Origin of the sequence: Pedobacter cryoconitis (genome assembly GCF_001590605.1) — a bacterium.
Lineage (GTDB): Bacteria > Bacteroidota > Bacteroidia > Sphingobacteriales > Sphingobacteriaceae > Pedobacter > Pedobacter cryoconitis_A.
This window is the reverse complement of record NZ_CP014504.1, coordinates 3,874,134-3,898,097: the sequence shown is the minus strand read 5'-3', so window position 1 is coordinate 3,898,097 and position 23,964 is coordinate 3,874,134. Positions and strand designations below refer to the sequence as shown.

23 protein-coding genes are annotated in these 23,964 nt (G+C 39.0%); 9 read left to right on the top strand and 14 right to left on the bottom strand.

Annotation, left to right across the window (positions count from 1 at the left end; genetic code table 11):
• The first annotated feature begins 2 nt into the window (after positions 1–2).
• Positions 3–1,367: a RagB/SusD family nutrient uptake outer membrane protein gene (locus tag AY601_RS16120; protein WP_068402903.1), complete on the top strand. Its 1,365-nt coding sequence runs from the start codon at positions 3–5 to the stop codon at positions 1,365–1,367.
• A 66-nt stretch (positions 1,368–1,433) separates the two neighbouring features.
• A complete protein-coding gene (locus AY601_RS16115; protein WP_068402897.1) occupies positions 1,434–2,690 on the top strand; it encodes a YdcF family protein in 1,257 nt (418 codons plus the stop codon).
• Here the strand turns inward: AY601_RS16115 and AY601_RS25755 are convergent.
• The 5 genes from AY601_RS25755 to AY601_RS16095 all read right to left on the bottom strand — a co-directional run bounded on the left by AY601_RS25755 (position 2,677) and on the right by AY601_RS16095 (position 6,592).
• Positions 2,677–2,835: a hypothetical protein gene (locus tag AY601_RS25755; RefSeq protein ID WP_157287968.1), complete on the bottom strand. Its 159-nt coding sequence runs from the start codon at positions 2,833–2,835 to the stop codon at positions 2,677–2,679. The two genes, AY601_RS16115 and AY601_RS25755, sit on opposite strands and share 14 nt — an antisense overlap.
• 158 nt (positions 2,836–2,993) lie before the next feature.
• The gene (locus AY601_RS16110) at positions 2,994–3,398 is read right to left on the bottom strand and encodes a hypothetical protein (protein WP_068402895.1); all 405 of its coding nucleotides are present in this window, start codon (positions 3,396–3,398) and stop codon (positions 2,994–2,996) included.
• Positions 3,399–3,403: 5 nt separating this feature from the next.
• The gene (gene lat / locus AY601_RS16105) at positions 3,404–4,735 is read right to left on the bottom strand and encodes an L-lysine 6-transaminase (RefSeq protein WP_068402893.1); all 1,332 of its coding nucleotides are present in this window, start codon (positions 4,733–4,735) and stop codon (positions 3,404–3,406) included.
• A 195-nt stretch (positions 4,736–4,930) separates the two neighbouring features.
• Positions 4,931–5,680: a hypothetical protein gene (locus AY601_RS16100; RefSeq protein WP_157287966.1), complete on the bottom strand. Its 750-nt coding sequence runs from the start codon at positions 5,678–5,680 to the stop codon at positions 4,931–4,933.
• Positions 5,681–5,719: 39 nt separating this feature from the next.
• Positions 5,720–6,592, bottom strand: coding sequence for a 1-aminocyclopropane-1-carboxylate deaminase/D-cysteine desulfhydrase (locus AY601_RS16095; protein WP_068402889.1), 873 nt, complete (start codon positions 6,590–6,592; stop codon positions 5,720–5,722).
• A gap of 172 nt (positions 6,593–6,764) precedes the next feature.
• On the opposite strand from AY601_RS16095, the gene AY601_RS16090 reads away from it, so the two are divergent.
• Both AY601_RS16090 and AY601_RS16085 read left to right on the top strand, forming a co-directional pair.
• Complete coding sequence (locus tag AY601_RS16090; RefSeq protein WP_068402887.1) at positions 6,765–7,793, top strand: RluA family pseudouridine synthase; 1,029 nt, start codon at positions 6,765–6,767, stop codon at positions 7,791–7,793.
• Positions 7,794–7,800: 7 nt separating this feature from the next.
• Positions 7,801–8,640, top strand: coding sequence for an aminotransferase class IV (locus AY601_RS16085; protein WP_068402885.1), 840 nt, complete (start codon positions 7,801–7,803; stop codon positions 8,638–8,640).
• Positions 8,641–8,648: 8 nt separating this feature from the next.
• On the opposite strand, the gene fmt is transcribed toward AY601_RS16085, so the two are convergent.
• Positions 8,649–9,557, bottom strand: a complete 909-nt coding sequence (fmt, locus tag AY601_RS16080; protein WP_068402884.1) for a methionyl-tRNA formyltransferase — start codon at positions 9,555–9,557, stop codon at positions 8,649–8,651.
• Positions 9,558–9,671: 114 nt separating this feature from the next.
• Between fmt and AY601_RS16075 the strand changes: the two genes are divergently transcribed.
• Positions 9,672–10,721: a DNA topoisomerase IB gene (locus AY601_RS16075; protein WP_068402883.1), complete on the top strand. Its 1,050-nt coding sequence runs from the start codon at positions 9,672–9,674 to the stop codon at positions 10,719–10,721.
• 7 nt (positions 10,722–10,728) lie between these two features.
• On the opposite strand, the gene AY601_RS16070 is transcribed toward AY601_RS16075, so the two are convergent.
• Entirely contained in the window at positions 10,729–11,478 is a 750-nt protein-coding gene (locus AY601_RS16070; protein WP_068402881.1) for a DeoR/GlpR family DNA-binding transcription regulator, read from the bottom strand.
• Between the two features lie 88 nt (positions 11,479–11,566).
• Here AY601_RS16070 and AY601_RS16065 point away from each other — a divergent pair, with 88 nt between their 5' ends.
• Complete coding sequence (locus AY601_RS16065) at positions 11,567–12,115, top strand: 5' nucleotidase, NT5C type (protein ID WP_068402879.1); 549 nt, start codon at positions 11,567–11,569, stop codon at positions 12,113–12,115.
• A gap of 56 nt (positions 12,116–12,171) precedes the next feature.
• On the opposite strand, the gene AY601_RS16060 is transcribed toward AY601_RS16065, so the two are convergent.
• On the bottom strand, positions 12,172–12,384 hold the full coding sequence (locus AY601_RS16060; protein WP_068402877.1) for a hypothetical protein: 213 nt from the start codon (positions 12,382–12,384) through the stop codon (positions 12,172–12,174).
• Positions 12,385–12,401: 17 nt separating this feature from the next.
• Positions 12,402–13,658 carry an exo-beta-N-acetylmuramidase NamZ domain-containing protein gene (locus tag AY601_RS16055; RefSeq protein WP_068402875.1) on the bottom strand — a complete coding sequence of 419 codons (1,257 nt, stop codon included), beginning with the start codon at positions 13,656–13,658 and terminating at the stop codon, positions 12,402–12,404.
• A gap of 105 nt (positions 13,659–13,763) precedes the next feature.
• On the opposite strand from AY601_RS16055, the gene AY601_RS16050 reads away from it, so the two are divergent.
• The gene (locus AY601_RS16050; RefSeq protein ID WP_068407627.1) at positions 13,764–14,984 is read left to right on the top strand and encodes an ABC transporter permease; all 1,221 of its coding nucleotides are present in this window, start codon (positions 13,764–13,766) and stop codon (positions 14,982–14,984) included.
• A 78-nt stretch (positions 14,985–15,062) separates the two neighbouring features.
• On the opposite strand, the gene AY601_RS16045 is transcribed toward AY601_RS16050, so the two are convergent.
• Positions 15,063–17,471, bottom strand: a complete 2,409-nt coding sequence (locus AY601_RS16045) for an alpha/beta hydrolase family protein (RefSeq protein ID WP_068402873.1) — start codon at positions 17,469–17,471, stop codon at positions 15,063–15,065.
• Positions 17,472–17,654: 183 nt separating this feature from the next.
• Between AY601_RS16045 and AY601_RS16040 the strand changes: the two genes are divergently transcribed.
• A complete protein-coding gene (locus AY601_RS16040) occupies positions 17,655–18,959 on the top strand; it encodes a DEAD/DEAH box helicase (protein ID WP_068402870.1) in 1,305 nt (434 codons plus the stop codon).
• Between the two features lie 67 nt (positions 18,960–19,026).
• Here the strand turns inward: AY601_RS16040 and mazG are convergent, their stop codons facing one another.
• The 4 genes from mazG to mnmD all read right to left on the bottom strand — a co-directional run bounded on the left by mazG (position 19,027) and on the right by mnmD (position 22,866).
• Entirely contained in the window at positions 19,027–19,833 is an 807-nt protein-coding gene (mazG, locus tag AY601_RS16035; RefSeq protein ID WP_068402869.1) for a nucleoside triphosphate pyrophosphohydrolase, read from the bottom strand.
• An 86-nt stretch (positions 19,834–19,919) separates the two neighbouring features.
• Positions 19,920–21,029: an AI-2E family transporter gene (locus tag AY601_RS16030; RefSeq protein WP_068402868.1), complete on the bottom strand. Its 1,110-nt coding sequence runs from the start codon at positions 21,027–21,029 to the stop codon at positions 19,920–19,922.
• Positions 21,030–21,121: 92 nt separating this feature from the next.
• Positions 21,122–22,078, bottom strand: coding sequence for an aldo/keto reductase (locus tag AY601_RS16025; protein WP_068402866.1), 957 nt, complete (start codon positions 22,076–22,078; stop codon positions 21,122–21,124).
• 98 nt (positions 22,079–22,176) lie between these two features.
• A complete protein-coding gene (gene mnmD, locus AY601_RS16020; protein WP_068402864.1) occupies positions 22,177–22,866 on the bottom strand; it encodes a tRNA (5-methylaminomethyl-2-thiouridine)(34)-methyltransferase MnmD in 690 nt (229 codons plus the stop codon).
• A gap of 75 nt (positions 22,867–22,941) precedes the next feature.
• Between mnmD and AY601_RS16015 the strand changes: the two genes are divergently transcribed.
• The gene (locus tag AY601_RS16015) at positions 22,942–23,958 is read left to right on the top strand and encodes a hypothetical protein (RefSeq protein ID WP_068402862.1); all 1,017 of its coding nucleotides are present in this window, start codon (positions 22,942–22,944) and stop codon (positions 23,956–23,958) included.
• Positions 23,959–23,964: the final 6 nt, after the last annotated feature.

The following is a 23,964-nucleotide window of genomic DNA, read 5'->3' as shown; positions in this document are numbered from 1 at the left end:
CCATGAAAAAATATATATACATTCTTATTGGTGGTTTAATACTGACAGCCACTTCCTGCAAGAAATTCCTGGATTTAAAGCCACAGGATTCCTACACCGAAAACACTTTTTATGTGGATGAGAAAGGACTTCAAGGAGGTCTGATCAGTTGCTATGATGCTTTACAAACTGATAGCCTCTACGGAAACAATCTGTTAACTCTGGGAGAAATCCGCGGGGACAATGTTACGGACAATGATCCTGGTTCAGGAGCAGGTGTGCGGAATCAAATTGAGGTATTTGCTGAAACTTCAGCCAATAATATCCTTTCCGGCAGTTGGCAAGGGCACTACAAAGCTATTTACCGGAGTAATATTATTCTGGACAGAGCCCCTGCAATCGTGATGAATGAAACCACAAAAAACCAGGTCATTGCGCAGGCAAAATTTATCCGTGCGCTAAGTTACTTCAACTTAACCAGGCTCTGGGGTAATGTCCCATTGGTAACCAAGGTTCAGAAAACAGAAGAAGCCCGTGAAAACAGCCGTTCTACACCCGCGCAGATTTATCAGCAAATTATAAGTGATTTGACCGATGCAGCAACGAAACTTCCTGTCTCCTGGTCTGATGCCCAAAGAGGAAGAGCAACCAGTTATGCTGCTTCAGCCCTTTTAGGTAAAGTCTATCTTTATCAGAAAAACTACACCATGGCAGCCTCAACCCTGCAACCTGTAGTTACTGCTATCTATGCCGGATCCACCTTGGCAACCGTACCACAAACTACAACTTTTCCTAATGCATTAAAGACGAGTAAAGATGTCATCTTCGCAGTTCAATATCTTTCAGGTGGTGTAAAAGAGTTTGTAAATCAAGATAACCGTTATAGAAACAATAACAATACTAACATCATTAACCTGCCACAAAGCTTGTTTGAAGCTGGCGACAACCGTAAAGCACTTCTTGCTGTAACCGGTACAGGTGGCCGTCCGGGGAAGTTTAATACTCCGCAGGTAAACAATGAAACCAGCAGTGATTTTCCGGTGCTCCGCTGTGCTGAAGTGCTGTTAATGTATGCAGAAGCATTAAATGAAGTCGCTTACGGAAACCCGGATGCATTTACAGCGCTAAATGCAGTCCGCACAAATGCAGGGATAACTGCAAAAACGCCTGTCATGCTAACTTCGCAGAACGCATTCAGAACAGCTCTTTATTTAGAAAGAAGACTAGAACTGGCTCTGGAAGCCGATCGCTGGTTTGACATTGTGAGAACCAATCAAATGGCCGCAATCTTCCCTGGCATTCCAGCCTTCAGAAGCCTTTATCCGGTACCACAAGTAGAAATTGACAACGTCAATAAAAAGGACGGCTGGCAAAATAATGGCTACTAAAAAATGAGAAATCGTGGCAGTTATTCTGGTAACTACCACGATTTTAACAACTTTAACAAAAAAACTATGAAAGCTTCTTTCCTGATGTTTTGCAGCTGGCTTATCACAATAACAGCCATCGCCCAAAATCAAAATCATGGGCCATCCAACCAATACATCCTTCAAAATACAGCTAACCCAGTTCAATATAAAAACTACTACCTGCTAACTCTATTACAAAAAGATGCTACGGTAAAGGCACTGATCCAAAAAGACCCCGTGTTCAGCGAGCTCTTAAAAAACAAGACAATCAACATCAACGCTGCCTTAAAAAACTGTGGCAGCAACATCCCATGTCTCACTACAACAATTAAATTCAGTCCTGAAGAAATAGCAGCAGTCAGTAACCGTCTCCAAGCCCTTTTTAAACCAGGCAATGCATTAGCCCTGCTGATCAATCACGATCTTATTCCATCTGGCTGTTACAACAGCTATGAAAACCTAAAACCCGTAGAAATGCTAACCAAAGCCTGGGAACAAGATGCTAATGCCATAAACCATGTCATCGACGTTTATGTAAACGGTCAAAAACCTAATTACCCGGCTATAGACTCTATTAGTTTTGACCTGAAAGACAAAAACTATCCCGAACTAGTTAACACTAACGCAAAATTAAGCCTGGCCCCCAAAAATAACCTATACTTTGAACCCTCCCTGCAATTTGCGTTAACCGCATTGGAGCTCAATGAAAGAAATGACGCTGCCGATTACGAGCCCATGGCCACCACCGTAAATAAAGCTGCCCTTTCCTCCATTAGAAATACAAATTTCAAAGCCTATCCCTACACCCTGATTCTTGTACCCGGAGAAGGCCCCGAAGAACGCGATACAGAACTTAGTGCAGGAGGGATGCTCCGTTGCCGTTTAGCAGCAGAACAATACCAAAAGAAAGCAGCACCCTATATTATGGTTTCCGGTGGGAGAGTACACCCGTACAAGACAAAATACAACGAAGCCTACGAAATGAAAAAATTTCTGATGCAAACCTTACAAATCCCAGAAAGTGCTATTCTGATGGAGCCACACGCCAGGCACACTACCACCAACCTGCGTAATGCCTCAAGACTCATCTACCGTTACCACATCCCAATGGAACAACCCGCACTGGTAGTGACCACAAAATCACAAAGCATGTACATTAGTGATATCATGCCTCAACGCTGCATCAAAGAACTAGGATACGAACCCTACAAAGCCGGAAAACGTTTATCAGAAAATGACCTTGAATTTTACCCAAATACTAAATCCTTACAAATAGATTTTGATGAACCTATGGATCCATAGTGTTCATCAAAATCTTTTCCCATTTAGTTTCTTCTATCCGGTCGCTGCATCTTTTTTCTTTAGGCTCCTTCTCTTTCTTTCTTTCTTTCTTTCTTTCTTTCTTTCTTTCTCTCAACCAAACACGAAACAACCCAAATCCATCCATTTATCTAACATCTAATAAGGGTTTTCAAGAAAGAAGGATTCTTAGAAAAACAAAAACCACCCTGCTATATTTCTGACATGTTTAATCGCTTTTCGCGGTTAAATCCGTCAGAAATATAGCAGGGTGGTTTTTGTTTCTATCTTGAAAAACCTCAGATCCTAGTTAAATGGCCGTTTGGTAATACTCGTGTTCCCCATGGCACTTTTCTCGTACAACCCCACACAACTCCTATCGAACGAACTATCAAAATTCACCTTTCCGGCCCCTAGCTCGGTCGGTACCTTAGTCCCCTCCAAAAAATAATAAACCTTTGTATTTCCACCCTTATGATGCGGCTTATAATTTCCGTAAGTTTCCATTTCCGACCAGATTGTATCTTTCACCGTAACAGCGAACACATACTGAACCGGGCCTGTGTTATTCTCGTTTCTATACTGAGCAACCTCCTTGAAGCCAGCCTTAAGATCGCCTGCTCCAGGCTGAAAAAACGTACCCTTCAACATCCAGCCTAATAAAACCACGACCATTACACCCAGAAAAATATTAATCTTTGTATTTCGCATCCTTTTTATAAATCAACCAACACTTTATGCATAACCTCTAAACCCAGATCAATATGACTTTTCTCCATAATCAATGCAGGACGGAAACGAACTGTTTGCGGGCCGCAGCCCAGGAACATTACATTATGCTCCAGACCTTTCTGAATAAATGCATTACGCATCTCCGAATCAGGGAAATCAAAAGCACAAAGCAGACCCTTGCCCCGTACATTACTAATCTTATCATATTTCTGGGCCAGCCCTTCCAGATTCTCCTTTAAATACGCACCAACACCAGCTGCATGATCACACAATTTATCCTCCTCTATGATCTGAAGGATCTTTGTCGCTCTCACCATATCAACCAGATTACCACCCCATGTAGAATTAATTCTTGAAGGAACACGGAAAACATTGTTTTCTACTTCATCCACCTTATTTCCCACTAATATTCCACAAACCTGCATTTTCTTACCAAAAGCAAGGATATCAGGACGTGCCTTTTCACTATAATGCTGATGACACCAGAACTTACCAGTTAAGCCAACACCTGTTTGTACCTCATCATAAATCAGGAATGCATCATTTTCATCAGCAATGCTGCGTAATTGAATTAAAAATTCTTCACGTAAATGATTATCGCCACCCTCAGACTGGATTGGTTCAATAATAATTGCACAGATATCATCTTTATAATCAGCAAAAGCTTGTTTAACCTGAGCAATGGAAAGTTCTTCCGTATTTATTGCTGTTGCTAAATTATCATGCTCCAGCGGGAACTTTACTGTAGGTACAGAAACTCTTGGCCAGTCAAACTTGGCGAACCATTTAGTTTTATCCGGTAATGTATTTGTTAAACTTAAAGTATAACCAGTTCTGCCATGGAAGGCTTTTTCAAAATGGAGTACCTTAAAGCCTTTTTCCTCTTTATGACCTTTAGCAAAGTTTTTCTGAACTTTCCAGTCCATCGCAACCTTAATCGCATTTTCAACAGCTAATCCACCGCCAGCTATGAAAAAAGCATGCGGAAGGTAAGAAGGGATACCAACCGCGCCAAAAGTTTTTACAAATTCTGCATACTGCTGTGTATACACATCAGAATTTGAAGGGTTTGCCATTGCCGCCTGCAACAGATTTTGTGTAAAGACAGCATCATTAACCATTTTTGGATGATTATATCCAAGGGGAACAGATGCGAAACAAGTAAAGAAATCCAATAATGTCCGCTTGTACTTTGAGTCGTAAATGTATGCTCCCTGGCTTTGTCCCATATCGTAGGTTAAATCAAATCCGTCAGCTAAAACATGCTGACTTAAAATCTCATTAACCTGATCAGGAGCTACAGTAAGTTGGTACATAATTCTTATATTTTGGTTTATCCAAATTTAGTAAAATGCCCCTGAATAACAAGTCTGGGGCATATTTTACATAAAAAACCAAAAACAAGGTTTAAACTGTTTAAAGTGTGATTTTACAATAAAATTGGTTTTGGACTGACAAACCCGGGAAGTTTCTTTACGAAGGTTTGTCTTTTAAATCCAGAAAGCGCAATATTAATTGCATTCATATTTCATATCTGAATTATATCCAAAGCTATACTTGGTAAGATAGTCTACATTAATAATATTGCCTTTGTCATCTTTTTTATAGGCGTAATTCTGATAATAAGAGAGGCCAAGTACTGTATAATCAGGTAAATTCTTTGAGGCCTTGCCAAAATAAGGTCTCAGAATTCCATAATAAAAGAGTGGTAATGCATTTATACCTTCATCAATGAAATTCTTTTGAGATAACTCATCCTTGTAAGCAATTGATAATACTTGTTCACCATTTTGAAGTTTAGATTTAAGATTTCCAGCTGTATATAGATATTCAGTTTTCAGATAAGTCTCTCCTTTCTTTAAAACTTCCATAATCAGGTATCCCTCTGGATTATAAGTATAATCTTTGATACTAATATTATCAGAATACGTTTCTTTTACAATTCTCCCACCAGCATCTAATTTATAGGTAGTAGTAGCCCCATTTGCTTTTTTTAAGATGATCTGATCAGTTGAGTAACTATAAAGATTTAAGGAGTCGCCATATTTAGCTGTCACTACTCTTGCTTTACTATCATAAGTATAAGTGATTTTTCCTTTTGGGCCTGGACCACCAACATTCAGGATAGTATAGTTGGTCTCTTTCAATACACAGCCATCTACTTTTACTGGTGGTAATTCTATCTCAGGATCCTTTTCATCTTTTGTGCAGGAAGCTACAAATAGTGCGGTGACTGAGATTAATAATAACAATTTTTTCATTTCGACTTTTCTTATAAAGATAATTAAATTAATCAACATTTAAAACAAGTCTTTCATTCCCATAATTCCCAATAATCCGCCAGTATGCAAAGCCACAATTTTTTCCTGTGGAGCGAAATAATCCTTAAACCCCAGATCATTTATTGCAAAAAACATCTTTGCTGTATAAACAGGGTCAATCAACATCCCATGTTCAGCCGTAAAGACCTTAATAAAATCCAGTAACTCCGGTTTCGTTTTCGCATAACCACCAAAATGATAATCCGTATGTAAAACCAATCGTGGATCATCCGTAGCCACATAATGCCCTATTTCTTTTCTGATAAATTCACCGCCCTTCAATACAGGGATCACATGGAGCTTCGTTTTTAAGCCTGCTTTTTGAATCCCCTGTAATAAACCTGCAGCCGTTGTACCAGTTCCTGCTGCACAAAAAAGATGGTCTATATCTTTGGGAAGCTCAGCAATAATTTCTGCACAACCCAATACTGCTTCGGCAGAAGCCCCACCTTCATCAATAAAATAAGTATCACCATGTTTTGCGGCATATTGAAGATAACAAGCACGCTTATCCTTATAAGTCTCTCTGTCAATGAAAATCAGCTCCATTCCATATAGAGAACAAAGGACCAGCATCTCATTGTTTACCTTTTCTCCTCTTACAAAAGCAGTGGCTTTTAATCCTGATCTCGCAGCTGCGGAAGCAGTAGCCACCAGGTGATTAGAATAAGCTCCGCCAAAAGTGACCAGATGATTTTTATTTTCAGTAGCAGCAGCCTTTAATATATACTTCAGTTTACGCCATTTATTTCCCGAAATATAAGGATCAATTAAATCATCCCTTTTGACCCATAGCCCCGATAAATGTGAATGTTTTAACTGTTGTAACGGGCTGTGTAAATCTGTAAACATGAACAAATTTAACGCGTTTAGCTTAAAATTAAGCTATAAACAATTTTATCGGCTAAATTTCAACTTTTCTACAACTTAAAGATTAGTTTTGTAAAATGGAATTAGTATAGGGTCTGCTCTCTTAAAGAGTGTCAGGCTGTGTATTTGTCCATAAAATCTGATAAAATAAATAATGGAAAACAATAACAGCGGACTGGAATTAGAAGAGCAGGATTTATACGAACATTTTAATATTGTTGTAGACAAAGGACAGTCCCTATTGCGAATAGATAAATTTTTGATGCACCGTATGGAAAATGCTTCAAGAAATCGTATCCAAAATGCGATTGAAGCAGGTAATGTACTGGTGAATAAAGCCACTATAAAAGCTAGCTATAAAGTTAAACCGGCCGATGAGATTTCAATTGTGTTTCCTCATCCGCCAAGAGATACTGAAGTTTATCCGGAAGATATCCCATTGGATATTGTCTATGAAGATGATGATTTACTGATTGTAAACAAGGTCGCAGGAATGGTTGTACACCCTGGATTTAACAATTATACAGGTACGTTGGTGAATGCACTTGCCTTCCATTTTGAATCCCTGCCACAATTACCCGGTAATGAAGGCAGACCCGGACTAGTACACCGTATTGATAAAGATACTTCAGGATTGCTGATCATCAGTAAGAATGAAATTACGATGACTAAGCTGGCTAAACAATTTTTTGACCACAGTATTACCAGAAAATACCTGGCTTTAGCCTGGGGAGATATCAAAGAAAACGGTACAGTTTCCGGTTATATCGGGCGCAGTGCCAAAAACAGGATCGTTATGGATGTTTATGAAGAAGAAGATAAAGGAAAGTGGTCAGTTACCCATTACACTGTTTTAGAACGTTTAGGCTATGTCACGCTAATCAGTTGTCAGCTGGAGACAGGTCGTACACACCAGATCAGAGCTCATATGCAGCATATCGGTCATCCTTTATTTAACGATGCGAATTACGGTGGAGATAAGATCCTTAAAGGAACGACGTTTACAAAGTATAAACAATATGTAGCCAACTGTTTTGAGATGTTACCGCGCCAAGCTTTACATGCACAGACTTTAGGTTTTATACACCCGACGACTAAGGAATATATGGAGTTTGAAGCCCCATTGCCTCCGGATTTTGATTCTGTACTTAACAAATGGAGAAACTACGTCGCACAGCCATAAAAATTTAATGCAACAAGAATATATTTTACATAACGATCAATTCATTGCGATAGACCAAGCTATCCTGACAGCCAGAAACAGAGGCTTCAGGTATGGTGACGGGCTGTTTGAATCTATGCGGATGTCTGGCGGTAAACTGAAGTTCGCTGAATTGCATGCTGATCGTTTACAAGCGGGCATGAGTGCGTTGAAAATGGAAGGAGGGATTCTATTTGATGATTATTTCCTTAAACAGAAAACTGCCGAGCTTTGTAAACGTAATAAACTAAAAGATAATGTGAGGTTTCGCTTGTCTGTTTACCGGGAAGGTGAAGGACTATATACACCTGATGGTAACAAATCAGGATATGTACTGGAAGCAAGCCCGCTTACTGCGGGAGGTTATGAACTGAATAAAAAAGGACTCATCATCAATGTTTACGATGAGATCACTAAACCGATTAATAAACTTTCTACTTATAAGACCAGTAATTCATTACTCTATGTGATGGCAGGTTTATATAAACAACAAAACCGCCTGGACGAAGCTTTTATCTTAAATCAGCATGGCTTTCTTTGTGAAAGTATCAGTTCCAATGTTTTCGTGGTTTACGATAAGCAAATTTATACCCCAGCACTTTCCGAAGGATGTATTGCCGGGGTAATGCGTAACGTAGTTATGAAAGTGGCTAAAACAAACCAGATCCCTGTAATAGAAGCACAAATTAACCCTGAAGTCTTAAATGAGGCAGACGAGGTGTTTATAACCAACGCTACATCTGGCATCCGCTGGGTGATGGGGTATGGTAAAAAACGATATTTTAATGAGATAACCAAGTCTTTAAGTTCTTTACTCAATGCGTTATAGCTATTCAGCTATAAACGCATTCCTCTTAAAAATTCATTAACCATCATTCTTTTTTTACCTTCATATTGTACATCCAGTAAAGAGATATAACCATCCTGAGCAGCAAACTTTAAATAGCTTTTACCATCGGTTATAAACATGCCAGGGCTTACCGAAGGAGTTGTTTCTTCAAATGTTGCTTTAAAAATCTTGATCGTCTTTTCATTTAATTCTGCAAATGCAGTAGGGTAAGGACTAAGCCCCCTGATCAGGTTATAGATTGTTTTTGCAGAATTATTCCAATCCACTTTACAGAACTCTTTGAATATTTTAGGCGCATGTTTCAGTTCAGAAGAAAAAATCTGAGGCTGTTCTTTATAGTCGTTGGCTTCAATTGCTTTTACTGTTTTAACCAATAGACCAGCACCAGCCTTCATCAAATGATCGTGCAGATCTCCAGCTGTGTCGTCTTCAGCGATAGGTACAGCTTCTGAGAAAATAATGTCTCCGGTATCTATTTCATGTTTCAGGAAAAACGTGGTTACTCCACTTTCTTTTTCTCCATTAATGATTGCATGATTAATTGGCGCAGCACCGCGGTACTGTGGTAAAAGAGAACCGTGTAAATTAATTGTTCCTTTAGCTGGCATATTCCAAACCACTTCTGGCAGCATACGGAAAGCGACCACAACATGCAGATCTGCATTTAAAGCTTTCAGTGCTGCGATGAAATCAGGGTCTTTTAATTTTAATGGCTGCAATACTTTTAAACCTTTTTCTACAGCATATTTTTTAACCGCACTTTCTTGTAATTTCTGCCCTCTTCCTGCTGGTTTATCTGCTGCGGTAACGACTCCTGCAATTTCAAATCCGGCTTCTGCTAAAGCATTTAAAGAGGCAACGGCAAAATCGGGCGTGCCCATGAAAACTATTTTCATCTGTGTTTGTTTGGTTTATTCGTGATCAAATTATTGTAAGGCCATGATGGTTAAGCATCCTGTCTTTCTTTAGCAAAATAACTAAAAATTTAACGCATATTTTGTTTAATCTATATGGTTCAGACTTCAGAAGAAATTAAAGAAATTGGTTTGGTATATGTTACTGACAGTATGCCTGGTCTTTACCGTAAAGGAAAACCCGGAAAATTTTATTACGAAGACCACAACGGTCAGCGGGTAAAAGATGAAGCGCAGCTGGAAAGAATTAAAGCATTGGTATTACCACCTGCCTGGACTGAGGTCTGGATTGCAGCAAAAAAGAATGCTTATTTGCAAGCAACCGGAATGGATGTTGCAAAGCGCAAACAATACCGTTACCATACCAAATGGACTTCCCGAAGATCTGATCTTAAATATTACCGGTTACTGGAGTTCGGAAAAGCTTTACCACAAGCCAGGAAGAGGATCGCGAAAGACTTGAAAAGGCCTGTGTACGACGAACAGAAGGTTTTGGCTATTTGTGTACAACTCATGCAAAAGACACTCATTCGCGTTGGCAATGAGGCTTACGCGCAGCTTTATGGTAGTTATGGCTTGTCTACGCTCAGAAATAAACATGCTAAAATAAATGGGAATGTACTCCAGTTAAAATTTGTAGGTAAAAAAGGGGTAAAGCAAGAAGTTGCCCTTAACGATAAAAACCTCGCCAAAATGGTCAAAAACTGTATGGAGATTCCCGGACAAGACTTGTTTCAATACTATACCGCTGATTCAGAACGCAGGGCGATAGATTCAGGGATGATTAACAATTATATCAAAGAAATTACCGGAAGTGATTTTACTGCTAAAGATTTTCGTACCTGGGGCGGGACATTGGAAGCTTTAAGGCAGCTGGCCATTTGCACTGGTAATGTAGAAGAAGAACGGCCTAAGAAAAAGATTGTGACCGAAGTCATGAAATGTGTGGCCAGTAAATTAGGCAATACACCTGCGGTCTGCAAAAGTTCCTATGTATATCCGCTGCTGATTGAAGCTTTTGAACAGGATCAATTGTTAAAGTATATGAAGAAAATACATACCACCAGGCCCGATACTATCCAGGCGATGGAAAATGATGAAAAAGTCTTAATGAAGTTTCTTAAAGCAGTACAAAAGAAATTATAGCTTGATTTTATGCTAATCTGATGCCCAGATCACGATAGCTTTTCAGGTTTTCATGGTCAGGATCTGTATCTGTAATAATGATGTCAAGGTCACTTGCACTGGTAATATAATAGGGCTCTGTGGTGTCCAGCTTTTCAAATGTAGCAATCGCGATCACTTGTTTGGAAGTTTCCACCATAACCTTTTTAATCTGGCAGTCTTCATAACTAATGCCTGTAACCCCTGAAATCAGGTCAATACTGCATATTCCAAGAAAACAGATATCCGGACGGATACCCCGGATCGTTTGTATGACTTCAAAACCTGTGGTAGAAAAAGATGATTTATTTAATCTGCCACCTATAAAAATAACTTCTATAAAAGGGTGATCTTCCAGTACAGTAGCTACTGGAAAGCTATTGGTGACTACCGTAATTTGCAGGTCTCTGGGTAAATGTGTTGCAATAGCCAGTACAGAAGTCCCTGAGTCAAATAAAACAACCTGGCCATTTTTGATCAGTTTTATTGCTTTTTGTGCGATGATTTCTTTGTGAGATACGTCATAATGTTCTCTTTCTCTGAAATGCTGCGGGATAGGAGAGCGGGAAATAGCTCCGCCACGCACTGCTTTTAACAAGCCCTGGTCTGATAGCTCTTTAATATCACGTCTTACGGTATCTTCAGATACCGCTAAAAGCGTGCTTAAATCTCCTAAAAGTACTTTTCGTTCTTTACGGATATGCTCAATAATCAGTTGTAATCTTTCGGCCTTAATCATCTTAGTTGCAAATATACAAATAAAAACTATTGTATTGTTGCAGTATATTGCAATTTATTGCTATATTTGTTGCAATATATTACGAACTATGAATAGAGACAGAAAAACAATAGCCATCGATATGGATGGAGTAATTGCCGATACAGAAGCACAGTTTATGGATTGGTATGAAAAGGAACACGGAATACGGGTTCCAAGAGAAGAAAGACTAGGTGTGCCGGAGCAGGATGGATTTCCTGACAAGACTGCTGTCAGAAGATATGTCTATACTCCGGGATTTTTCAGGACAATTCCGGTCATGCCGGGAGCAATTGAAGCAGTAAAAACTTTAATGGAAGATTATGAGGTTTTCATTGTATCTGCTGCGACAGAATTTCCGCAATGTTTAGCAGAGAAGCTGGAATGGTTAAATGAATATTTTCCTTTTATCAGCTGGACAAATATCGTTTTGTGTGGTGACAAGAGTATTATCGATACAGATTACCTCATTGATGATCATTGTAAGAATCTTGACTTTTGTAAAGGAAAGCCTATTATGTTTAACGGATCACACAATGTGAATCAATTACACCATACCCGGGTAATGAATTGGGATGAAGTGTTAGCGTTGTTTGCACAAGAAGAGTTATCGGTATAAATCTTTTAAGAGACCAGAATAAAGATAAACCTCCTCCCATTTGGGAAGAGATTTCTTTATGCGTCTTTTTTAGGTGCCTTTTTTATAGATTCAACAGGTTGTTCTTCCCGTTCTCTCTTTTTTGCCGGATTCTTAAACTGAGGTTCATCTTTGGTATAATCTTCGTCCTCTGGTTTTTTTACCGCTTTATTTCCTTCATCAACCTCAGGAATAGGTTCCTGAAAATTGCTGCTTGGTTTTTCGTTTTTTCTTTTAGGGTCCTTGTTCATCACTGCTCAGTTTGAGGTTAAGGATACAGCAAGTATTTCTTGCGCATCTTTTTATATTGACTTAATCCTGGTTCCCAGCTTGCCCTGATTTCTTTTTCAGATTTGCCTGCAATAATTTGCTCCTTTAAGCTATAAACACCAGCGAGCTTATCAAAATTATTCATTTGCTTGCTGAGCTTGAAGTTGAAAAAATCTGCTTTATCCGGATAAGCCTGGTACAATTCAATAAGCCACTTAAGGTTTAACACCTTTTCCTTCCTAAGGTTTGAAATATTATAATTTCTCAGGTCCAGCCCATAGCATTCCTGGTTTTGATGTAAAGGAGTTTCCGCCATTCCTTTGATGCTCTTCGGCGTGAAAGAAAAGCTATACTTCCCTTTCAGTGCCGGCGCCCCTAAAACTGTAAAAGGAAACAGCGTTCCACGGCCCTGGCTCAAATATGTCCCTTCAAAAAGACATAACGTAGGGTAAAGTAAAATAGATTGCTGTGTATTTAAATTCGGAGAGGGCTTAACAGGTAAATCATAAGGCATATCATGGTTGTAATCTGCTACTTTAATAATCGTGATTTTACATTGCACTTTATTTTTCAGCCAGCCTTCTCCATTTAACATCTGCGCATACTCTCCAACGGTAAGTCCATGGACAATTGGAATTGGTTTCAATCCGATACCCGATATCAATCTGGAATCCAGAATAGGGCCATCAATATAAAAACCATTAGGATTTGGCCTGTCCAGAATGAGCAGTTCTTTTTTATTTTCTGCGCAAGCCTGCATCACATATTGCAGGGTATTGATATAAGTATAGAAACGTACACCCACATCCTGAATATCAAATACCATGAGATCAACATCGGCTAAATCGGCCGGGGTAGGAATCTCATGTTTACCATATAAGGAGATTGCTTTAATCCCTGTTTTCTGATCTATCGCATCGTCTACTTTGATTCCCGCACTGGCATTGCCTCTGAAACCGTGCTCAGGCCCAAAGATTTTGACAATATTGACACCGCGTTTTAAAAGACTATCTACAACTGTAGTCTCATTAATTACGGAAGTCGGATTAACTACCATTCCAATCCGTTTTCCTTTAAGCAGTGGCAAGTATCTTTCAGTTTGTGCGGCTCCGGTCCGGATTTCATGGTTCTCAGTTTTCCGTACTATTGGCTTCAGGCTGGAACTATCGCTATCAGTCACTTTAGCATTGGCACAGGCCTGCAGGCTAAACATAGCCAGGCAAACCGGAAGTATTATTGAGGAAGATAGTTTCATAAGACCTTTTTTTACTTATTATGATTGAATTCAAAATCAAATAACCATTTTTGCTATTGTCTGTTTTTGTTTAACCAGGCCCTAAGTTACAGTTTATTAAAAATTTTGAATACAGAATATTTCATAGCCAGGCGAATTGCCATTAAATCAGAACGCACATTTTCTAAGCTGATCGTCCGTATTGCTATTGCGGGGGTGATGCTGAGTCTTGCTGTTATGATGTTGTCTGTTGCCATTATTAAAGGCTTTAAAACAGAAATACAAGAAAAAGTCAGAGGATTTGTTGGGGATGTAAGGATTTTTAAACTCGATTTAAACAACTCCTTTGAGCTTACACCTTTCGTACCTACGGCTAAAACTTTAGCTGATCTGAAACAGAATAAGGATATTGCTTATTTTCAGTCTTATGCTACAAAGCCAGCCATCATTTCTGCGAACGATGAAGTAGAAGGGGTTAATTTTAAAGGGATAGCGCATAATTTTAACTGGGATTATATTAAGAAACACTTAGTTAGTGGCAGGATCATGGACTTTTCTGACAGTACGAAAGCAACTAAAGAAATCCTGATCTCTTCTTTCACTGCTAACCGGCTCAAACTTAAAACCGGAGATAGCTTTATCATGTATTTCGTGCAAAATCCTCCACGGAAGCGCCCATTTAAGATAGTAGGGATTTATGATATCGGAGTAGAGGAAATTGATAAAAGTTTTGTATTGGGTGATATCAATATAATCAGGCGTTTAAATAACTGGCAGCCTAATGAGATTGGTGCGATTGAGATCAAGCTTAAAGAGTTCTCGCGTTTGCAGCAAGCCTCAGATAAAATTTATTCTTCTATGGAGATTAATCTTAAATCGGAATCTGTCAAAGAATACTTTCCTAATATCTTCACGTGGCTGTCGTTATTAGATGTGAATACCAGGGTATTACTTGTTTTAATGATGATTGTTGGGGTAATTAATATGATTACAGCACTGCTGATCATGATTTTGGAAAGAACCAATATGATTGGAATGTTAAAGGCCTTTGGAATGACTGATTACAGTGTAATGAAGGTCTTTTTATACAACGCTTTATACTTGGTCGGGGTAGGCTTGATACTCGGGAACATCCTGGGTTTAGGTTTGGGCTTTTTACAGCAATATACGCACATATTCAGGCTGGATCAGGGATCTTATTATTTGTCTTATGTGCCTATAGAATTCCATTTTGCCGATGTGCTGCTTCTTAATCTCGCCATAATTGTAATTTGTTTCGTGGTATTGATCCTGCCTTCGTTACTGGTCAGCAGAATATCTCCGCTAAAAGCGATACGTTTTAAATAAACAGCCCTCATAAAAAGGTAACTTCAGAAAGATGCAACCTTTTTATGAGGGCTGTTTATTTGAGGGCTATTTATTATTTTACTTTGCGTTTTTTACATATTTGTCCAACCAGGAATTCATCTCCCACAGACAGTGTAAGATGTTTTCTTTACCACGGTAACCATGTGCTTCATAAGGTAAGAAGACTAACCTTGTTGTTCCACCATGACCTTTGATTGCATTAAATAAACGCTCACTGTTAATTGGGAAAGTACCTGTATTGTCATCAGAGTCTCCATGAATCAATAACAGTGGGGTTTTGATCTTATCCGCATAACTGAAAGGGCTCATTTCATAATATAACTGTGGAACTTCCCAATAAGTACGGTCTTCATTCTGAAATCCAAAAGGAGTCAAAGTTCTGTTATATGCACCACTACGGGCAATACCAGCTTTAAACAGGTTGGTATGGGCTAAGAGATTTGCGGTCATGAATGCACCATAGCTATGTCCGCCTACTGCCATTCTGTTTCTATCTCCAACACCAAGATCAGCAAGCTTATTGATCGCAGCTTCTGCATTTAATTTTAACTGATCAACAAATGTATCGTTAGGTTTTTTTCCTTCCTTGGCCACAATTGGCATTTCTGCATTGTCAAGCACTGCATATCCTTGTGTAACCCAGTAAATCGGAGAACCCCAGCTTAACATCGTGAAACGATCTTTGGAACCTCTGATTTGCGCTGCATCAGCCGCAGAGTTAAATTCGCGTGGATAAGCCCAGATTAAGGTAGGTAATGGGCCATCTTTAGCCTTGTCATAACCTTTTGGCAAATATAAATTACCAGTCAGATCTATACCATCAGCACGCTTGTATGTAATTTTTTCTTTAGTAGTGCCTTCCAGACCCGGGTACGGATTGGTAAAATCAGTTACTGGTCTGTCTGCTATTCTAAGTACCAGGTTTTTAATATAATAGTTAGGCACATCCTTTTGTGACTCTTTTCTGGTTAACAACACTAATTTATTAGCGTCCAGTACATCTGCTACATATTCATAAGAACCTTCTGCACTACGCCAGATAATCTCGTTCTTTTTAGAAGCCAGGTCAAATTTCGCCAGGAAAGGTAAATCTCCTTTTGGAGATGAGCCTATCATATTGTTCATTAATAACTTGGTCCCGTTGTCTACAGTTTGTACAACCTGACGGCCAAAAGCATTCTTTTCTGTAACCGGATTACCAGGATTATTGTAATTATCAGTTTCATTCAATTCATACAAAGTTTCGATTGTTCCAGTAGTTGGGTTATAGCGACTTAATTTGATGGTTTGCTTACCACGAAGTTCTTCCTTAACCAGGGCAAGAGTTCCATTTCCCCAGATAGTTTCACGGTAACGGGTAACTGTTTTAAAAAGCTCTTTAGCCTCACCAGAGAATGGTGCGCTTAACGCATAGACTGCATCATGAAATGGAACTTGTTTTTTGATCAGTCCGCTGTCCAGTGGCTGTGCCCAGGTGATGGTTGCCGCCTCATCTGCTCTCCACTCATAACCGCGGGGAACATTCTGTGTATTGTCATTTCCGGATGGCGTACTTTCTTTAGAAGGTAATTCTGCCAGAACTTTAATCGATTTACCAGACAGGTCCGTGATTTTTACAATAACAGGGAAACCATAAGCAGGTACCAGGTAAGAGAAAGGCTTGCTGATTGTTTCTTGCAACAGGTATTTTTTGTCTGGAGAAACATTCACATCAGCATACATCGCAGGCTGTCCGATTAAGGTCTGCGTTCCATTTTTATATTGAACCAATTGCGAAGTTGCAAAGAATTCAAATAATTGCTCGTCAAATGGGGTTTTAATTAAATCCTGATAGGTTGGGTTTGGTGCAGCCTTGCCAACATTCTGTTGTATAGATGGGCCTTTAGGCAATAACGGTTTGACCGGGACCGCACTGGCTGGCTTTGTCGCTACTCTATATAAAACGGTCTGATCATCTACCCAGGTAATTCCGCCACCTAAAGTTACATTTAAAGGTTGTTGATTGATTTTAACCGCTTTTAACGTCGCAATATCTATAATATATAAATCAACACCTTTTTGTGTGGTCTGTGTGAAGGAGATTTTATTTTGTGAAGGATTCCAGGCTGCGTTAGCTGCAGCCAATGGCGCAGGAAGGCCAATAATTTTGGCAATTTTTCCTGTTTTAATATTTTTTAGCGTAAAGTCGTTAATGAATGTCTGTCTGCTTGGAGAGAAATTATTAGGGTTAATGCGCAATCCTGCGATGCGGAATTCTGGCATTGCCAATTCTTCTACAGAAGGATAGGAGTTTCTGGTACTGAGCAGCATCCATTCTGCTTTACTGTCAAGGCTCACTGTAGGTGTGGGCTTGGCTAATAAAAGATCGGAAATTGCTTGAGGTGGCAGTTGGTAATTGACCGCATCTTGTGCAAATACGCTTGTGGCAGCCGTAAATAAAAATAAGGTCAGTAATGATTTTTTCATATTGATGGGGATTTGTTAATCTGGTAAAACTACAAAAAGCAGTCACCCGATCAGCTTTTATCGTATCAAAATATTGATACAATAGCAATTTAAATCTGATATTTTACGGTTTCGCATAGATTATACCGGATATTGTGCTTATTTCCGTAAATTTGGCGAAATATCAATTTTAACTGAAATACTGTGTCGTTAGATAAATTAAAACTAAGTAAGCCCCTGATTACAGCAATGACTGATGCAGGGTACTTAACTCCCAAAGAAATCCAGGCGAAAACTATGTCTAGAATTCTGGGTGGACAGGATATACTTGCTGTAGGTCCGGAGGGATCAGGTAAAACAACAGCCTATATCCTTGGCGTTTTAATGCGGTTGAAGTATACGAAAGATGATGCGCCAAAAGTATTAATATTAGTGGCAGATAAGGACCGTGCAATTGCTGTAATTGATCAGTTTATTTCATTAAGTAAAAACAGAGACCTGAATATTGTTGGTCTTTATGGTACTGGTGGGGTAGAAGCTGAAGTTAATGAGTTGGTTTTAGGTATCGATATTGTTGTCGCTACACCAACCAGGGCAAGAGCTATCTATTTGAAACTGGGTTTGAACTTAAGTAAACTTCAGACTTTTATTGTAGATGATGCTGCGCTGATTGTACAACAGGGAATGCAGTTGCCTGTTTGTGAATTGGCAAGAAGTGCTGGTAAATGTCAGCATTTGGTTTTCACAGAGGTTATCCATGAAAAATTAACAAAAATGACGGATCAGTTCCTGAATTTCCCTACTGTAATTGAAGTAGAGGATTTTGGGGATTCAAAAACTGAAACCGTTGCACAGGTACTTTACCAGGTTCCGAATTATAAGACTAAAATAAATCTGCTGCGTCATTTATTACGTGATGATGAAGTATTCAATAAAGTAGTAGTTTTTGTGAATTCAAGGCTTACTGCACAAAAAGTGGCGATCAGTATCGCAAGCCCTAAAGAAATGGAATTTTCTATGTTCAGGCCTTTACATTTTGATGAAAATGGTTTTGACGATTTTGAAGATTTCAAACAAAGTGAAGAAGCAAGAGTCCTTGTGGTAGCCAATCAGGGTGAAGGCCCCTTAAATTTAGATGGTATTCCATTTATCTTCCATTTTGATGTACCTGAAGAAAAGGAAACTTTCTTAAGCCGTATTATTAAAAACAAGGAAAATCCTGAAGAGGTCGTAGCTATTACATTTGCGACAGATATGGAGCTTGTTCAGGTAAAAAAGATTGAGCAGTCAATTGGTCAGAAACTTGAATTAATGGACTTACCTGAAGAGCTTTTAGTAGAAAAAACACTGAGAACAAAAGGTTTTGATAAAAACCGTGTAGTAAAGGTGAAAGCTGAAGAGCCTGCTGGTGGCGGAGCTTACCATGAGAAAAAAGAAAGCAATTCAAAGAATTATAATTATGGTATCGGCCAGAAGGCAAAGATGACTATGAAGAAAAAACACTCTTAAGCCTATACAAAATAAGGGGCCTGTTTTCATAAACAGGCCCCTTATTTTTACAATATTATCAGGTCATTTATAGTTTTTTAGCTTCGTTCCAGTACACATCCATTTCTGCTAAAGTCATATCCTGCAAGGCCTTCCCATTATCTTTCGCCTTACTTTCTATATATTGAAAGCGCTTGATGAATTTTCTGTTTGTTTTTTCTAACGCATTTTCAGGATTGATACCAATAAATCTTGCATAATTGACTAAAGAGAAAATAAGGTCCCCAAACTCTGATTCCGCTTTTTCAAGATCTATCGCTTCATTGTCAACGACATTGTATTCATTTTTAAATTCCTGAAGCTCTTCTTCTACCTTTTCCCAAACCTGAGTTTTATTTTCCCAGTCAAAACCGATTCCTCTTGCTTTTTCCTGAATTCTGCTGGCCTTAACCAAAGCCGGAAGAGAAGCAGGCACACCGCCTAATACTGACTTGTTGCCTTCTTTTAACTTAATTTGCTCCCAATTGCGTTTAACATCATTTTCATCCTGTACCTCCACATCACCATAAATATGAGGGTGGCGGTTGATCAGTTTATCGCAAACACTGTTCAGCACATCTACTATGGTGAAGTCATTCGTTTCCGAAGCAATTTTCGCATAGAAAACCAAGTGCATCATCACATCACCTAACTCCTTTTTAACCTCAGTTAAATCACCATCCAGAATCGCATCAGAAAGCTCATAGGTTTCCTCAATTGTGAGGTGACGTAAAGTTTCCATAGTTTGCTTTCTGTCCCATGGACATTCCGTTCTCAAGGTATCAAGTACAGTTAATAGCCTTTGAAATGCAGCAGAAGGATCGGCTGCGGTAATAGGAGGGATATGGTTTGGCATGGGATTTTATTTAATATAAAGCGCTAAAATAACAAACCCATTCTATTTAAAAGAATGGGTTTGTTATTAAAAATACGGCAATCCTGCTACTCAGGTTCTTCCAGTTTTATTTTCTTGGTAATGCGGTATACCTTTCGTTTCCGCTGCGGTTTCTCCTCACCTAATAAAAGACCCCAGGGCTTTAACTCATCTACGCGGTCGAATATGATCTTCAACATAGCCAGGTAAGGAATACATAAGAACATCCCTGAAATACCCCATAGCATTTCGCCAACAACAATGCCTATAAACGCAAATAAAGCATTGATTTTTACTTTCGAACCTACCACCAGTGGCATCAGAATATTGCCATCCAATGTATGTATAGCTACATAAGCAATCAGAACGAACAAGACTTTGGCTGCACCAGCAGTTGCAAAAGTAATCAGCATACTGATCAGTAAAGAAGAGAAAATCCCGATATAAGGTACCAGGTTAAAAATACCTGTAATCAAACCCAGCAAGACTGCATACTTTACCCCGAGTAAGGATAATACTATCATTGTCAAGGTCGTCACTATCAGCATCTGAAGAAATAATCCTAAAATATAACGCTTAATAATGTACTGAATTTGCTCCACTATTTGTTTAACCTTTTCTGCATGTTCTTCTTTAAAAACAGTAATCAGGAAAGTAAACAGGATACGGCGGTAATTCAAAATGAAGAAAGTAAACAATAAAAGAAAAGCCAGAAATAATAACGTCGAAGATAACGTCATTAAAGTGGCTCCTAAAACAGTGGCACTGGATGCCAATGCGCTGGTCGCGCTATCCTTTAAGTAATCAATTTGTTTATGTGCATTTACATTAAAAGTATGGGACACCCACACTTGCAGTGATTCAAAAGAATGTACGGCTTGTTGCTTCAGTAAAGGCCAGTCCTGACCTAAATCGGTGAGCTGGCTCGCCAGAAAAAGCATAATGCAGGCAATAACCGCAATCATGAGAATAACCGATACAATAGAGGCCAGACTTCTTTTAAACCTCCATTTCCGCTCCAGGAAATTTGCCAGTGGTAATAACAAAAGTGCTAATAAAAAAGAAGCCAGTAGCGGTGCCAGCAGGCTGTGGCCTAAAATAGCCAGGTACCCAAGACATATAATTGAAAATAAAACCAAAGCGAGTTTGGCGTAAAAAGGAGGGGAGATGTTTTTCATGCTTAGGTGAATTTAATAATAAAGTCTGGCTAAAAACAAATGCCCTGCCAAAATAATTAGCAGGGCATCCTAAACAATTTGTTATTAGCTTCTTACTCCCATGCACTGGCTTCATCCAATATAGAAATGACTTCCACATCAAGACGTAAAGCTGCTGCCTTGGTCAGATTCTTTAATTGCTCCAGGCTGGTTACACTTGCAATCGGTGAAGTTACCGACGGTCTGGCCATTAGCCAGGCCAAAGCAACACTTGCCACAGATGAATTGTATTGCTCAGAAACTTCATCCAATGCCTTTAAAATCCTGAAACCTCTTGGGTCCATAAATTCTTTGACCGCGCTGCCTCTCTGGCTTTTGCCCAGATCTGCCTCTGAACGATACTTTCCGGTTAGAAAACCACTAGCAAGTGAATAATAATTGATTACACCAACCTGGTGATCCAGACAAATCTGTTCCAGCTCTTTTTCAAATCCCTCTCTTTTGTATAAATTATATTCTGGCTGAAAACTCTGATATTTTGGTAAGCTCAAACGTGCACTGGTTTCCAAAGACTCTTTAAATCTTTCAGCACTGAAATTTGATGCACCTATCCACCGTATCTTGCCTGCTCTGATCAATTGGTCATAAGCCTCCAGCGTTTCCTCTACAGGTGTTTCCAAATCATCATAATGAGATTGATAAAGGTCAACATAGTCAGTTTTTAACCTGAGCAGAGAAGCCTCAACAGCTTCCAGTATATATTTTTTTGAAAGGCACTTTTTCCCGTTGGGATCCATATTGCTCCCTACTTTTGTCGCTAATATGATTTGATTACGGTTATTTCTTGACTTCATCCAATTGCCGATAATAGTTTCAGATTCACCACCCGTATTGCCTGGTACCCATCTGGAATATACATCAGCAGTATCAATGAAATTAAACCCCGCTGCTATAAAACCATCCAAAACCTCAAAAGATTTTTTCTCGTCTAATGTCCATCCAAAAACATTTCCCCCAAAAGTTACTGGCGAAACCAGTAAATCTGTATTACCTAATTTTCTTTTATCCATTGTAAATATTTGTTTTTCTTAGTAAGTTGTCTTATCCAAGGTAGCCCTAAAAACAAATCTAAATGGCAAAAGTTCAAGTTTAGTCCGGAATTTGTAAATTAAAACTCCAATGCTTCAGCAGGAATTTTAGTTGCACGCAGCATTTCGCGTTTTCCAGGAGCACCAGGAAGCTTTTCAACCTTCATACCGCAACTTTTTAAGGCACGTTTTAGTTTTCCCGTAATGGCATAGGTCACAAAGATCCCATTTGGTTTCAAGAAAGAACAAACATGACAAATGATTTCATCCGACCACATTTCCGGTTGATGTTGTACCGAAAAAGCATCAAAATAAACCAGGTCAAATAGTTTCTCTGCCTTGAAAGCATCCAGGGTAGTATGTGCTATGGTCAACTCCTGATCTTTATTTAAAGCAGTCGCTGCGCATAATGCCTCTGCATAGACATTCATCAGGCTATCCCAGATCGGTGCAGGTACGTATTGATTATATTGTGTAGAGATTAATTCTTCTTTGCTTAATGGATAAGCCTCAATTCCAGTGTAACTCAAAGAAAGCCCATGCTCATCTGCATAAGCAGAAGTCAGCAGGAAATTGAGCCCTGTACCGAAACCAATTTCAAGTATGGTTATAGGCTGATCAGGGAAAGTTATTTCGGCCTGTTTTAGCCCCGCATCAATAAATACATGCTTACTTTCCTGTAATGCCCCATGTTTAGAATGGTAGTGTTCACCAATGGTTTCGTTATATAAAGTGTTAGAGCCGTCTGCGGTTTGTGTGATGATATTCATTTCTACAAATTTACCACATAAATTCTAAACAAGCTTTGTAGATTAGCGCTAAATTATTAAGATTAAAATACAATTATGAATAAAAAAATCTACCTGATCATTATTGTCTCAATATTTTCAAGTACTATAGCATTCGCACAAGGAAGCCTTGATATCCACTTTAATGGAATGGGCTTTATGGATAACAGGGAGTATAAAGATTACATTTCCAGATCTAATACTTATTCAGGTACCAGGCTTGCCCTTGATCTGGGTTTAAACCTGGACAGTAATAATCACTTTATTGTAGGGGTAAACGGATTACATGAATTCGGTTCCAGCCGCTTTATGAAGGTAGATCCGGTTGCTTATTACAACTATACCAGCAAAAACTGGAATTTTAATATTGGTGCATTTTCGAGAGAAGGACTGCTCAGTGATTATCCCCGTGCTTTATTAAATGATACTTTACGCTATTATCGTCCAAATGTACAAGGGATGTTATTAAAATATCAAAATGAGCATTTTACAGAAACAGTTTGGATTGACTGGCTGAGTAAACAATCACCAACCGACAGAGAACAGTTTTTGGTCGGATTATCAGGGAAATATCGTCCCGTAACTACAGGCCCTTTTTATGTGACGCATTATTTCCAGCTGATGCACAATGCGTATACCTCGAATGAGCAAGCAGGTGACCATATAGAAGATAATGGTGGTTTACAAGTGAAGCTAGGATTGGATTTTAGTCACAAGACCGTACTGGATTCTTTAACAATTGAAGCCGGAGCTTTGATGTCTATTGAAAGAATCAGAAATGTCACAGACCTGAATACCCCAAAAGGATTTGTGGCCAGTGCTTACCTGGGTTACAAACGTTTTGCCTTATACGATGAGTTTTACAAAGGACAGGGGTCAAATATCAATTATGGAGACGGTTTTTATCACAATAAAACCTATAACAGGCTTGATCTGATGTATACCCCTTTGATTTTCAAGAACATCAGAGGATCGTTCGTCTTTAGCTTACACAATACCCCATCCAGGATGAGTAGTCAGCAGGCATTCCGGTTAACCTTTGATTTAGGCAGAAAAGTCTTAACCAGGTTTTAAAACAAA